This is a genomic window from Kribbella qitaiheensis, from assembly GCF_042657745.1.
Taxonomy (GTDB): domain Bacteria; phylum Actinomycetota; class Actinomycetes; order Propionibacteriales; family Kribbellaceae; genus Kribbella; species Kribbella qitaiheensis.
The window spans coordinates 241,163-252,373 of sequence record NZ_JBHSKE010000022.1 but is presented as its reverse complement, the minus strand read 5'-3'; the positions used below and the strand labels follow the sequence as shown (position 1 = coordinate 252,373).

Genomic DNA, 11,211 nt, shown 5'->3' with positions numbered 1-11,211 from the left:
CATCGCCAGATCACTCCTCGAGACCGGTGGCTTCAGGCCCCGACTACACCCTGGATCGTGAAGAGCCCGAAACCCTGCGGGATCATCACTGCGCCGAGCAGTCCTTGCGCGACCCGGCTGCCGATCAGCATCTCCGGTGAGGTGGCGAGCCCGCAGATCGCGGAGGCGACGGTGAAGCCGACCGCGCCGATCACGAAAAGCCGGCGCCGCCCGACCAGGTCGCCGAGCCGGCCGAAGCTGATCAGCCCGATCGCGAACGCGAGCGTGTAGCCGGCCAGCATCCACTGCAGCGCGGCCTCGGAGCCGCCGAGTTCGGCGCGGATCGACGGTGCCGCGATATTCACGATGGTGGCGTCGACCAGGTCCATGATCTCGGCGACCAGCACGGTGCCGAGCACGATCCAGCGCCACTTGTACGCCGGTGCGTCGGCTGGCGCCGGTGGATCGACCTGCGCCGGGGAGGTGGTTGAGGTGCTCATCGATGGCGCCCCTTTCGAATGGGCGAACAGTGTTCGTTGACGAACACTGTTCTACCGACGAACGGTGTTCCTGTCAAGTACGGTGTTCGCTACAGTGGGGCCATGAACCAGTCGCGGTGGCAGCCCATCAGCCCCGAGAAGCCGGCCCGCCCGGTCCGTGAACCGCTGACCCGCGACCGGATCGTCGACGCGGCGATGGAGTTGCTCGTCGACCAGGGGTATGAGGCGGTCTCGATGCGGAAGGTCGCCCAGGCGCTCAACACCGGGCCGGCCTCGCTCTACGCGCACGTCGCGAACAAGAAGGAACTGGATCAACTGCTGGTCGACCGCGCGGCCCAGGGGATGGAGTTTCCGGCCGAGCCGGATCCGGAGCACTGGCAGGAGCAACTCAAGGACTGTATGCGCTCGATGCTGAAGGTGATGCGCGCCTACCCCGGGGTCGCACGGGCTGCCATCGGGCAGGTCCCGCTCGGTGAACGGGCGATGCAGAGCACGGAGCAGATGCTCGCGATCCTCAAGGCGGGCAACGTTCCCGACCAGGCGGCCGCCTGGGCCGTCGACCTGATCCCGCTCTATGTCACCGCGACCGCGTTCGAGGAGAGCGTGCAGCGGGCCTGGGAGTGGACCGAGGACGACATCGCCAAGTTCGTCGGCGACCTCCGGCAGTTCTTCCAGTCGCTGCCGGCCGAGAAGTTCCCCTTCACCGTCGCGCTCGCCGCCTCGATGACCTCCGGCGCGAGCGGCGACGAACGCTTCGAGTTCGGCATCCAGGTGATCACCGCTGGCCTGGCCTCTTTCGCCGATCCCGCCTAACTCGAACCGGCTAAGGCCTGATTGGTTCTTGCAACTCGGTGACCCAGAGCGTTGGGTCTTCCGGGCAGTCCAGGTAGAGCTCGCGCGCCGGCCCGCCGGACCGATGACCGTTGTCGTCGATCCAGCGGGCCAGCGCCTGCCAGGCGGGCAGTACGGCGTCGATCCGGCCGCGGTGCACGATCGTCGCGGCGCGGGTGGCCGGCAGGTCCACCACCAGCAGACCGTTGAGCTCACCTCTGACCTCGACGGCCGCGGGCACGCCGGCGTGGATGACGACCTCGTCGCCGGCGGCTGCGTACCAGCAGGTCAGTCGCCCGGACGGCCTGACAGCCGTTGCCTCAGGCAAACGTCGGCCGAGCTCGGCGCACAGTGGATTGACCACCGGGCCGATGTCCTCCGGCGTGAAACTGGCGGCGGTGCTCGACAATGCGACCAGCCGGGCGGCCGGAAGATCCTTCAGCACAACGGCCGGTACCTCGTCGCCGAGCTCGATGCTGCGCAGGCGGGACTCGACCTGGGCGAGCCTCGCGGCGCTCTCGGCGACCTCGGACTCGAGCTCGGCCCGTCGGAGCGTGAGCATCGCCCGCACTTCGACCAGGCCGACCTCGTCGGCGAGCATCGTGCGGACCTGCTCCAGGGTGAAGCCGAGGTCCTTCAGCGCGACGAGCCGGTTCAGCTCGGCGAGTTGCGCGGCCTCGTAGCTGCGGTAGCCCGTCGCCTCGTCCACGTGCGCCGGGCGCAGCAGGCCGATGGCGTCGTAGTGGCGCAACATCCGCACCGACACCCGCCCGTGTCTGGCGAAGTCTCCGATCGCGAACAAGTCCCGCTCCCGTCTGTCTCGATCAGAGTCAACCAGCAACCGGCCCGATGACGTCGGCGGCGAGCTCGGCGAAGGTGATCACAGTGTCGTCCGCATGCCACGGACCGATCACCTGTACTCCGACCGGCAGCCCGCTCGTTGCCACCGGCATGCTCAGCGCGGGGAGACCGGTCAAGGAGGCGTGCGAGATCCAGAACGCCTGCGCGTCGTACGGCGTGCCGTCGATCGCCCGCTCCTCGAAGGGCCGCTCGTCGTGAGGGAAGGCTGTGGTGAAACTGGTCGGGCAGAGGAACACGTCGACGTCCGCGAAGTAGCGCTGCCAGGCGACTCGCGCCGCGATCCGCCGATGCTCCTGCTCGATCACCTCGGCCAGGCTCGAGAAGTCCGGGTTATCGCCGTTCAGCGCGAAGAACAAGCCGAGCTGGAAGCCCAGGGCCTGGGCCTGGCCGACCGGGTCGACGTCTGCGGGCCAGCCCTCGACGATCTCCACGCCGTTCTTGCTGAGGGCATCCACGGCGTCGGAGAGCGCGGCGCCTACCTCGCTCGTCAGGGGCGCCTGCTCATGATCGAGGACGACGCCGACGCGGTAGTCGGAGAGCCTCTCGTACCGCGGCGGTCGCAGCTTCCACGAGTAGGGAAGCTCGGGGGAGTAGGGAACTGCGGGTCCGCCGGTGACCTGCAGAGCGATCCGCAGATCACCCGCGGACCGTGCCAATGGGCCGAGGCTGGACAGCTCGGGGAACTCGGTCGGGATCGCTGGAGGTCCTGGAGGTTGGAAGCCATGCATGGGCACGACGCCTGTCGTAGGCCTGAGCCCGTAGACGCCGCAGTAGCTTGCGGGCAGCCGGATCGACCCGACCAGGTCGGACCCGTACTCCAGATACGTCATCCCCGCCGCCAATGCCGCGGCGGCACCTCCGCTCGAGCCTCCCGGCGTACGGGTCGGATCGTGCGGGTTGTTCGTCCGCCCGTAGACCTCGTTGGAGGTCTGGCCGAAGTCGGCGAGCATCATGGGCACGTTGCTCTTGCCGATGATGATCGCGCCGGCCGCAACGAGGCGCTCAACCACGGTGGCATCCCAGTCGGCGACGTAATCCGCGAAGGCCGGATTGCCCCAAGTCGTGTGCAGTCCGGTCACGTTGAAGCTGTCCTTCACCGTCATCGGCACCCCGTGCAGCGGCCCCAACTCACGACCCGCCGCAACTGCTTGATCAGCCGCGGCCGCGGCCGCCAAGGCGAACTCCGCTCGTGTCTCCACCACCGCGTTCACCGTGGAATCCGCCGCGATCCGCTCCAGCAGCCGCGCCGTCACCTCACGAGACGACACCGCCCCACCTCGGATCCCCGACGCGATCTCCCTGGCAGTCCAGTACTCCAGTTCAGTCATACAGGCAGGTCTACGGCCTGACACGGTGTCAGAGTCAACAAGAACCGGCGCTTTGCGAGGATGTCGCACCCTCACAAAGCGCCGGTTCTTTGCCTGGGGTCAGTTCGTGTCGCGGCGGTAGAGGAGAACGGTGCCGATGATCAGGAGGGCGAAGGTGTAGCCGCCGAAGAGCAATGCGTTCTCCGGGCGAGTGAGGGCGACGGCGATCGAGTCAGCGGTGGCCGTGTCGGACTGGATGGCCAGCAGACCGTTGCCCGCGAAGAACGGGAGGAAGCGGGCGACGGTCGCGGGCAGGAACAGGGTGAGCAGGTTCTCGACGACGAGCCACCAGACCAGCAGGCTCGAGATCGCGCCGGAGCCGTGGCGGACGACCATCCCGACGCCCAGGCCGAAGAGCGCGGCCAGTGAGGTGAACAGCAGCGCCCACAGGGTTGTCGCGGCCATGCCGGAGGTGTCGCCCATTTCGAGGCCACCGACCACGGCGCCGACGTACCCGGCAGCCATCCCGCCTGCTCCGAGCACCAGTCCGATCGTGGTGGCGGTGACCGTCTTGGCGGCAGCGATCACCCAGCGCGCGGGCTGGGCGGTCAGGGTCGTGGCGAGGGTGCCGTGCTGGGCCTCGGAGGTGAAGAGCAGGATCCCGGCGACCGCGGCGAACACCGCGGTGAGCACTGTCGAGTAGATGTAGACGACGGAGACCACCAGAACCTCGTCGGTGATCAGTGTCGCCACCGCCCAGGAGGTGAAGCCGCCGGCCAGGATGGTCAGGGCGAGGATGGCCCGGTTCGCCCGCAGGGTGGACAGCTTGATCCACTCGCTCTTGAGCACGGCCGGGAACGCCTTGAAGTCGTCAGCGCCGCTCCGTACGGCGATGCGCCGGTCGGGCTGGCTGATGGTGGTCGGGCTGGTGGTGGTCGGGGTGGAGAGAATGGCAGTCATCGCTGGTCCTTCACTGAACAGTCGGCTGGAAGTCGGGCTGGGTATCGGGATGGGCAGTGGGCGGACCTGCGGCAGGAACGGTAGGACTCAGGCGGACGCGAACTCCGCTGACGCGCGGGTCAGGTCGAGCAGGCTGTCCTCGAGGGAACGCGAGGTCTCGGTCAGCTCGACCAGGCGGATGCCGTGGTCGAAGGCGATCTGCGAGACGGCGGCCTTCGTCGTCCCTCGCACCTCCAGCCGGTCACCCTCGATCTCGACCTGGACATCATGCGAAGCCAGTACTGCGGCCATCGCCGCGGCCTGAGGTGTCTCGGCGATCACGGTGCCGGCACTCCGAGCCGTGATCGCGTCGACGGACTCCGCCGCGAGCAGCTGTCCACCGCCAACCACTACGAGGTCATCGGCGAACATGCTGAGCTCGGCGATCAGGTGGCTCGACACGAAGACCGTGCCACCGCGATCGGCGAAGTTCCGCAGGTAGGTGCGCAACCACCGGATACCGTCCGGGTCCAGACCGTTGGACGGCTCGTCAAGCAGCAGGATTCCGGGATCGCCCAGCAGTGCGCCGGCAAGCGCCAGACGCTGACGCATGCCGAGGGAGAATCCACCGGCCCGCTGATCCGCGGCCGTCTCCAGCCCGACCTCGGCCAGGACCTCCTCGGCCCGCTTCGCCGGTACTCTGCTCAGCGCCGCCGTGGCCCGCAGGTGATTCCGGGCGGTGCGTCCGGGGTGCATGCAGCGGGCGTCGAGAACCGATCCGACGATCCGCGCGGGGTTCTTCAGGCTGGTGTAGCCGATGCCGTGGTACCTGACGTTGCCGCTGTCCGGCCGCGTGAGGCCGACCATCATCCGCATGGTCGTCGACTTGCCGGCGCCGTTCGGGCCGACGAATCCCGTCACGCGACCGGGAGCCACCTCGAACGTCATGTCGTGGACGGCAAGGCGCTTGCCGTAGTGCTTGGTGAGTCCGGAGACGGTGATCATGCGCTGCACTCCATGCCTTTCGCAGGGGCCTTCCGAGAAGGCGACCTTACGCTGTAAGGTTGGCTCTGACACTAGACTTACGGTGTAAGGTTGTCAAGGAAGCAACCGAACGAAGGAAAGAGATCACCCGTGGCGAAGAAGACGGCAGCGCGAGTTCCGGTGACTCGGGAGCGAGCTCTGCAGGCCGCCGTGGCGCTGGCCGACAAGGAGGGGCTGGGGTCGCTCTCGATGCGCAAGCTCGCGCAGGAGCTCGGCGTCGAGGCGATGTCGCTCTATCACCACGTGAAGAACAAGGAGGACATCCTCGACGGGATGGTCGACCTGGTCTTCGCCGAGATCGAACTGCCGGTCGAGGGTGACGAGTGGAAGCCCGCGATGCGGGACCGGGCGCGCTCGGCCCGGGCGACCCTGACCCGTCACCCCTGGGCGATCAGCATCATGGACTCCCGCGCGGCGCCGGGCCCGGCGACCTTGCGGCACCACAACGCGGTGATCGGTGCCTGCCGGCGGGCCGGCTTCTCGGTCCAGATGGCAGCGCACGCGTTCTCACTGCTCGACAGCTACATCTTCGGTTTCGTGCTGCAGGAGGTGAACCTGCCGTTCGACGAATCGTCGGTGATCCCGGACGTGGTCGATTCGATGATGCTGCCCTACTCGCCCGAGGACTACCCGTACCTGACCGAGTTCACCACGGAGTACATTCTCGAACCGGGTTACAAGTTCGGCGCCGAGTTCGAGTACGGCCTCGCTCTTCTGATCGACACTCTCGAAGCCGCGGCCCATCCGTGACCGCGGTCCCTTGCAGCGATGCAACCCTTGCAGAGAAGGCAAATCATGGCGACTGCCATCACCACCAACCAAGCGATCACGCAAGAGGCCTACGGGTCTGCTGACGTACTGCGACTCGGGCAGCTCGCGGTGCCGGAGATCAAGGACAGCGAGGCGCTCGTCCGGGTCGGCGCGGCCGGCCTCGATCGGGGGACGTGGCACGTCATGACGGGCAAGCCGTACCTGCTGCGCCTCGTCTTCGGCCTGCGCAAACCGAGGAACCCGGTGCCTGGGCGAGCCCTCGCCGGGACGGTTGTCGCCGTGGGGTCGGCCGTGACCAGGTTCTCCGCCGGCGATGAGGTGTACGGGGTCGGCCACGGATCGTTCGCGCAGTACTGCGCTGCGCCGGAGAGCAAGCTGGCTCGCAAGCCGGCGAACACCTCGTTCGAAGAGGCCGCGGTGGTTCCGATCTCCGGGCACACCGCGCTGCAGGCGCTGACCGATGTCGGCAAGGTGCAGGCCGGCCAGAAGGTGTTGGTCACCGGGGCATCAGGTGGCGTCGGCAGCTACGCGGTCCAGTTGGCGAAGGCCTTCGGTGCCGAGGTCACCGGCGTGGCCAGTACTGCGAAGCTCGACCTGGTGCGGTCACTCGGTGCCGACCACGTCATCGACTACACCAAGGAAGACTTCGCCGACGGCGTGAACCACTACGACCTGATCATCGACATCGCCGGCAATCCGAAGCTCTCGCGGTTGCGTCGCGCCCTCACCCCGACCGGTACGGCCGTCCTCACCGGCGGCGAGGAGGGCGACAGGGTGACCGGCGGCATGGGCCGCCAGATCCGCGCCCTGGTCACCTCCTGGTTCTCCCGCCAACGAGTCGCCAGCTTCATCGGCAACGAACGCGGCGCCGAACTTGACCGCCTCACCGAGCTGATCGAGGCCGGCAAGGTCAAGCCGGCCATCGACAAGAGCTACCCGCTGGCCGAAGCCGCCGAAGCCATGCGTCAGCTCGAAGCCGGCCAGGTCCGCGGCAAGATCGCCATCAAGGTCTGACGGGCAGGGACATGGACGACAGCCGGCCGTTGCGTAGTACAACGGTTCTCATCACAGGGGCCACCAGCGGCATCGGCAAGGCGACCGCACTGGGCCTGGCCGGGATGGGCGCGCACGTTGCCATCACCGGCCGGGATCGTGAGCGCACCGAGGGCGCGGCGCGCGAGATCCGGGCCGTGGGCGGCGGGGACGTGGACGTGTTCGTCGCGGACCTGTCGTCCCAGGCGGAGGTGCGGAGCTTGGCCGACGAGGTGCTGCAGAGGTTGCCTCGGCTCGACGTGCTGATCAACAACGTGGGCGGCTACTGGGACAACCGGCACGTCACCGCGGATGGGCTCGAGCGGACCTTCGCCCTCAACCACCTAGCGCCGTTCCTGCTCACGAATCTGTTGCTGGACAGGCTGAAACAGAGCGCGCCGGCGCGGGTGGTCACGGTCTCCTCCAACGCACAACGGATCGGCCGGATCGATTTCGACGACCTGCAAGGGGAGAAGGCGTACTCCGGGTCGCGGGCTTACGACCAGTCGAAGCTGGCCAATCTCCTGTTCAGCTACGAGCTGGCCCGGCGGCTGCAGGGAGACGGCGTCACCGCGAACGCCCTACATCCCGGGGTCGTCAGCACCTCCTTCGGCGCTGAGGATCCGGGGTGGATCCAGCGGCTGTTCGTGCCCTTCTTCCGGCCCTTCATGAAGACGCCTGCTCAGGGTGCGGCGACGTCGATCCACCTGGCATCGTCGCCGGAGTTGGAGAACGTGACCGGTCTCTACTTCGCGAACAGCAAGGCCAAGAAGTCCTCCGAGCGTAGTTACGACCTCTCCGCGGCCACCCGGCTCTGGAAGGTCAGCGATGAGCTGGTCAGCCCGTCGAGACCACGCGGGTCCACACGTCGATGACGAGAATCGGCCGCATGCCGACTCCCAGGTAGAGCCCGAGGGCCGGGGTCGGGTTGGCGCTGTCCACATGAAGGATCGTGCCGGCCCGGCCTGCGGCTGCATCGATGGCGAAGGCGTTCTGGAGCAGGTACTTCGCCAGGCCGCGTCCGCGTGCTTCCGGCAGGACGCCGACGCGCCCCACGTAGCCACAGTCGTCGCTGTCCAGGAAGTCGTCCCGGCACTCCATCGCTGCCACCGCACGGCCGTCGATTTCGAGCACAGTGAGCTGGGACCAGTCGAAGGTCGTCCGCTTCTCCCGGGTTTCGACCCAGTCGTCGTACGGGAGCGGTGTTGCGCCGTCCTGGCCTTCGAACGACTCGACCATCATCTGGTGAGCGGCGCGGCTGACGTCCTCGCCGGTGCGCTGGAACACGCCTGCGGGCAAGGTGGGAGCGGTGACTGGGCTGTGGTGGTCGATGCGCAGGCGCTGGAAGGTGGTGCTCTGGGCCAGCCCTTGCTCGGCGACGACCTCCAGCAGTTGCTGGTCGGCGCGGAGCAGGCCGAGTCCCACCGTCACCTCGGCGTGGCCCTGCTCGCGGCCGAGCTGCCGGGACCGATCGAGCGCTTGGGTCAGCAGCCAGGTCGCAACCTCCCGCGACTCCGTCACGAGATCGATGTCGAAGCGATCGCCGGCACCCTGCTTGCTGGTGGTCGCATAGCCGATCAGTCGGCCCGCTTCGTCATGCGCGGCCCAGCCATCGAGTGCTGGGTCGAAGCCGGGTGAGCTGAGCTGGTTGGCGATGTTCGCCAGCGGCCTGCCCACCCGGCCGAGGAGCCGCACGCTGTACGCCGAGATGAGCTCCGCCATGTCCTTGGCATCGCCCAGGTGCAGTGGTCGAGTCGAGAACCCAGCGGCGAGCGTCATGGCCGCAAAGCTACTGCGTGATGGGTTGAGTCTTCACCAACGACCTCCGCCGCGCCCCCCGGGTCGCCGAGTCGATCGAGACCGGCGTGGTCGGGCTCAACCAGGGTGTCGTCTCCAACCCCGCCGATCCCTTCGGCGGTGTCAAACAGTCCGGCCTCGGTCGCGAGGGTGGATCGATCGGCATCGACGAGTTCCTCGAGACCAAGTACATCGGAATCGCGTTCGCCTGACCCCGTCCGCCCGGCTACTGTCGGTCCCGATGCAAACCAACTCCTGAAGACGTGCGCAGCACTGAGGCACCCCTGATCGCCTAGCCGGGTCCGGCTGAGCTACGGGGCGAGTGCCGCTGCCCGCATGTCGTGTCGCTCATCGACCGCATTCGGCACTCTTCGGGAGTCACCCCATGTCCCACCCCGGCCTCGGCCTGCCCTGCTCCAGCCTGCCTTCCCTCGATCTCGCCCACCCTGTCGACGACCTCGTCGTCCTCCGCACGATCGCCGGCGGCGAGGATCTCCTCAACGGCCTCGATGTCATCAACCGATCGCCAGGCCGCGTGGCCTGCCGCGTCCGCGGCAATCTCCAGCAGTTGCACGCCCTCAGGCTCTTCAGCGGCGTCACCCCGACCGCGTTCTGCCTGACGCGGATCCGGCCGAGGCGTTGACAAGATTTAGACGGTGTGCAAATGTTTCGAACTGTGGTAAAGACTTCGGTGGCGAGTGGATGGCGGGAGGCTCGGCGGGAGAACGCCCGGGCGGCCGTCCTGGCGGCCGCGTGGGACCTGGTGCGGGAGGACGGCCTCGCTGCCCTGTCGTTGCGGGAGCTGGCGAGGCGAGCGGGGATCACCACGCCGACGGTCTACGCGTACTACGAGTCGAAGAACGCGATCTTCGACGCGATGTTCGCCGAGGCGGCGCAGGAATTCGTCGACCTCAAGGCCTCGCTTCCCGCCACCGACGATCCACGCCGGGACCTGCTGACCGAGACGAGGGCTTTCGTCGACTTCTGTGTGTCGGACGTGCCCCGCTACCAGCTTCTGTTCCAGCGCTCGGTGCCCGGCTTCCAGCCGTCGCCGGAGTCCTACGAGCTCGCGGTCAGTGCCCTGGAGGTCACTCGCGAGCTCCTCGCACGCAACGGCGTGCACGATCCGCGGTACCTCGACATCTGGACCGCCGTGACGACCGGCCTGGTCGATCAGCAGGTCGCCAACGACCCAGGCGGTGACCGGTGGAGCCGGCTCGTCGACGACGTCGTGCAGATGTTCCTGGCCCAGTTCTCGAAGAACTGAGCCGCCGAACCAAGGGGGCAAGTCATGTCCACAGTCAGTCCAGCAAGCCTTCATCATCTGGCGCTCACCGTCACCGACCTGGAGAGCAGCGTCGAGTGGTACGGGGCGGTGTTCGACGTCCACCCGGTGATGGACGTCCCGCACCCCGGCGGCGTCGGGCGGATCCTCGCCGATGCCGACCACCAATTGATGATCGCGCTGCACCGGCACGAGACCAACGGCGGCGAGCTCTGCACGGAGACGAGGACCGGGCTCGACCACGCCGGCTTCACTGTGCCCAGCCGCGCCGACCTCGAGCAGTGGCAGGACCATCTCGAAGCGCACGGCGTCATCCGCAGCGACCAGGCCGACAAGCCGCTGACCCAGTCGCCCATCACCGACGAGCCGTACGCCTCGATCCTGGTCTTCCGCGACCGCGACAACATCCAGCTGGAACTCTTCGCACCGGCCCAGCAGTAGCTGCGGGATTGACCTGTACTGCGAACGGGTGCGGGCGTCAGCGGATGGTCAGGCGGGTGATGGCGTCGTCCATATGGGCGGTGAGGAGGTGGTCGACGAGGGCCGGGTCGCCGGTCTTGATGGCTTCGGCCAGGGCTCGGTGTTCCTCGCCCCGGACCTCGGAGGCCGAGTAGGTCTCCTCCAGGGCGGCGTGGATGCACATCCGGGTCTCGGTGATGAAGGTCTGGTGCATGCGGGACAGGCGGGGGCTGCCGGCCAAGTGGACGAGGTGCTCGTGGAACGCGATGTCCACCTCGCCGACCGAGGTGATGACCACCGGCAGCTGAACCGCGCCGTCGAGCCGGGCCTCGAGCGCCGGGTAGTCGTCCTCCGCGCTGTGACCCGGGTAGAGCAGCCCCACCGTGACCATCTGTCCTCCTGGCTG

General features: G+C 67.7%; 14 protein-coding genes and 1 pseudogene. 8 read left to right on the top strand and 7 right to left on the bottom strand.

Going from position 1 to position 11,211, the window contains the following annotated elements; all coding sequences use genetic code 11:
• Positions 1-32 precede the first annotated feature (32 nt).
• Entirely contained in the window at positions 33-479 is a 447-nt protein-coding gene (locus ACFPJ1_RS19510; protein ID WP_380105700.1) for an MFS transporter, read from the bottom strand.
• A gap of 102 nt (positions 480-581) precedes the next feature.
• Here ACFPJ1_RS19510 and ACFPJ1_RS19505 point away from each other — a divergent pair, with 102 nt between their 5' ends.
• Complete coding sequence (locus ACFPJ1_RS19505; protein WP_380105699.1) at positions 582-1,292, top strand: TetR/AcrR family transcriptional regulator; 711 nt, start codon at positions 582-584, stop codon at positions 1,290-1,292.
• A 10-nt stretch (positions 1,293-1,302) separates the two neighbouring features.
• Here the strand turns inward: ACFPJ1_RS19505 and ACFPJ1_RS19500 are convergent, their stop codons facing one another.
• The 4 genes from ACFPJ1_RS19500 to ACFPJ1_RS19485 all read right to left on the bottom strand — a co-directional run bounded on the left by ACFPJ1_RS19500 (position 1,303) and on the right by ACFPJ1_RS19485 (position 5,422).
• Entirely contained in the window at positions 1,303-2,112 is an 810-nt protein-coding gene (locus tag ACFPJ1_RS19500) for a MerR family transcriptional regulator (RefSeq protein WP_380105698.1), read from the bottom strand.
• A gap of 28 nt (positions 2,113-2,140) precedes the next feature.
• Positions 2,141-3,499 carry an amidase family protein gene (locus tag ACFPJ1_RS19495; RefSeq protein WP_380105697.1) on the bottom strand — a complete coding sequence of 453 codons (1,359 nt, stop codon included), beginning with the start codon at positions 3,497-3,499 and terminating at the stop codon, positions 2,141-2,143.
• Between the two features lie 99 nt (positions 3,500-3,598).
• Positions 3,599-4,438 carry a hypothetical protein gene (locus tag ACFPJ1_RS19490; RefSeq protein WP_380105696.1) on the bottom strand — a complete coding sequence of 280 codons (840 nt, stop codon included), beginning with the start codon at positions 4,436-4,438 and terminating at the stop codon, positions 3,599-3,601.
• An 87-nt stretch (positions 4,439-4,525) separates the two neighbouring features.
• Complete coding sequence (locus ACFPJ1_RS19485) at positions 4,526-5,422, bottom strand: ATP-binding cassette domain-containing protein (RefSeq protein ID WP_380105695.1); 897 nt, start codon at positions 5,420-5,422, stop codon at positions 4,526-4,528.
• A gap of 129 nt (positions 5,423-5,551) precedes the next feature.
• Between ACFPJ1_RS19485 and ACFPJ1_RS19480 the strand changes: the two genes are divergently transcribed.
• From ACFPJ1_RS19480 to ACFPJ1_RS19470, 3 genes are read left to right on the top strand one after another with little or no spacing between them, the layout of a single operon-like run.
• Positions 5,552-6,211 carry a TetR/AcrR family transcriptional regulator gene (locus tag ACFPJ1_RS19480; protein ID WP_380105693.1) on the top strand — a complete coding sequence of 220 codons (660 nt, stop codon included), beginning with the start codon at positions 5,552-5,554 and terminating at the stop codon, positions 6,209-6,211.
• Positions 6,212-6,256: 45 nt separating this feature from the next.
• Positions 6,257-7,246: an NAD(P)-dependent alcohol dehydrogenase gene (locus ACFPJ1_RS19475; protein ID WP_380105691.1), complete on the top strand. Its 990-nt coding sequence runs from the start codon at positions 6,257-6,259 to the stop codon at positions 7,244-7,246.
• Between the two features lie 11 nt (positions 7,247-7,257).
• Positions 7,258-8,139 (top strand): SDR family oxidoreductase, encoded by an 882-nt coding sequence (locus ACFPJ1_RS19470; RefSeq protein ID WP_380105690.1) that lies wholly within the window; start codon positions 7,258-7,260, stop codon positions 8,137-8,139.
• On the opposite strand, the gene ACFPJ1_RS19465 is transcribed toward ACFPJ1_RS19470, so the two are convergent.
• The gene (locus ACFPJ1_RS19465) at positions 8,102-9,043 is read right to left on the bottom strand and encodes a GNAT family N-acetyltransferase (RefSeq protein ID WP_380105688.1); all 942 of its coding nucleotides are present in this window, start codon (positions 9,041-9,043) and stop codon (positions 8,102-8,104) included. The genes ACFPJ1_RS19470 and ACFPJ1_RS19465 overlap by 38 nt on opposite strands.
• A gap of 29 nt (positions 9,044-9,072) precedes the next feature.
• Between ACFPJ1_RS19465 and ACFPJ1_RS19460 the strand changes: the two are divergent.
• The 4 genes and pseudogenes from ACFPJ1_RS19460 to ACFPJ1_RS19445 form a co-directional block, all read left to right on the top strand.
• Positions 9,073-9,273: pseudogene (locus ACFPJ1_RS19460) on the top strand (aldehyde dehydrogenase family protein); the annotation flags it as partial.
• A gap of 173 nt (positions 9,274-9,446) precedes the next feature.
• A complete protein-coding gene (locus tag ACFPJ1_RS19455) occupies positions 9,447-9,704 on the top strand; it encodes a hypothetical protein (RefSeq protein ID WP_380105686.1) in 258 nt (85 codons plus the stop codon).
• A 33-nt stretch (positions 9,705-9,737) separates the two neighbouring features.
• Positions 9,738-10,328, top strand: coding sequence for a TetR/AcrR family transcriptional regulator (locus ACFPJ1_RS19450; RefSeq protein WP_380105684.1), 591 nt, complete (start codon positions 9,738-9,740; stop codon positions 10,326-10,328).
• Positions 10,329-10,352: 24 nt separating this feature from the next.
• The gene (locus tag ACFPJ1_RS19445) at positions 10,353-10,787 is read left to right on the top strand and encodes a VOC family protein (RefSeq protein ID WP_380105683.1); all 435 of its coding nucleotides are present in this window, start codon (positions 10,353-10,355) and stop codon (positions 10,785-10,787) included.
• A gap of 37 nt (positions 10,788-10,824) precedes the next feature.
• Here ACFPJ1_RS19445 and ACFPJ1_RS19440 read toward each other — a convergent pair whose 3' ends face one another.
• Entirely contained in the window at positions 10,825-11,196 is a 372-nt protein-coding gene (locus ACFPJ1_RS19440) for an FCD domain-containing protein (protein ID WP_380105680.1), read from the bottom strand.
• Positions 11,197-11,211 lie beyond the last annotated feature (15 nt).

Excerpts from the sequence above, each read along its gene's own strand:
- ACFPJ1_RS19465 (WP_380105688.1), bottom strand. The coding sequence starts at position 9,043 with ATGACGCTCGCCGCTGGGTTCTCGACTCGACCACTGCACCTGGGCGAT.
- ACFPJ1_RS19495 (WP_380105697.1), bottom strand. The coding sequence starts at position 3,499 with ATGACTGAACTGGAGTACTGGACTGCCAGGGAGATCGCGTCGGGGATC.
- ACFPJ1_RS19470 (WP_380105690.1), top strand. The coding sequence starts at position 7,258 with ATGGACGACAGCCGGCCGTTGCGTAGTACAACGGTTCTCATCACAGGG.
- ACFPJ1_RS19510 (WP_380105700.1), bottom strand. The coding sequence starts at position 479 with ATGAGCACCTCAACCACCTCCCCGGCGCAGGTCGATCCACCGGCGCCA.
- ACFPJ1_RS19505 (WP_380105699.1), top strand. The coding sequence starts at position 582 with ATGAACCAGTCGCGGTGGCAGCCCATCAGCCCCGAGAAGCCGGCCCGC.
- ACFPJ1_RS19455 (WP_380105686.1), top strand. The coding sequence starts at position 9,447 with ATGTCCCACCCCGGCCTCGGCCTGCCCTGCTCCAGCCTGCCTTCCCTC.
- ACFPJ1_RS19490 (WP_380105696.1), bottom strand. The coding sequence starts at position 4,438 with ATGACTGCCATTCTCTCCACCCCGACCACCACCAGCCCGACCACCATC.
- ACFPJ1_RS19485 (WP_380105695.1), bottom strand. The coding sequence starts at position 5,422 with ATGATCACCGTCTCCGGACTCACCAAGCACTACGGCAAGCGCCTTGCC.
- ACFPJ1_RS19440 (WP_380105680.1), bottom strand. The coding sequence starts at position 11,196 with ATGGTCACGGTGGGGCTGCTCTACCCGGGTCACAGCGCGGAGGACGAC.
- ACFPJ1_RS19475 (WP_380105691.1), top strand. The coding sequence starts at position 6,257 with ATGGCGACTGCCATCACCACCAACCAAGCGATCACGCAAGAGGCCTAC.
- ACFPJ1_RS19445 (WP_380105683.1), top strand. The coding sequence starts at position 10,353 with ATGTCCACAGTCAGTCCAGCAAGCCTTCATCATCTGGCGCTCACCGTC.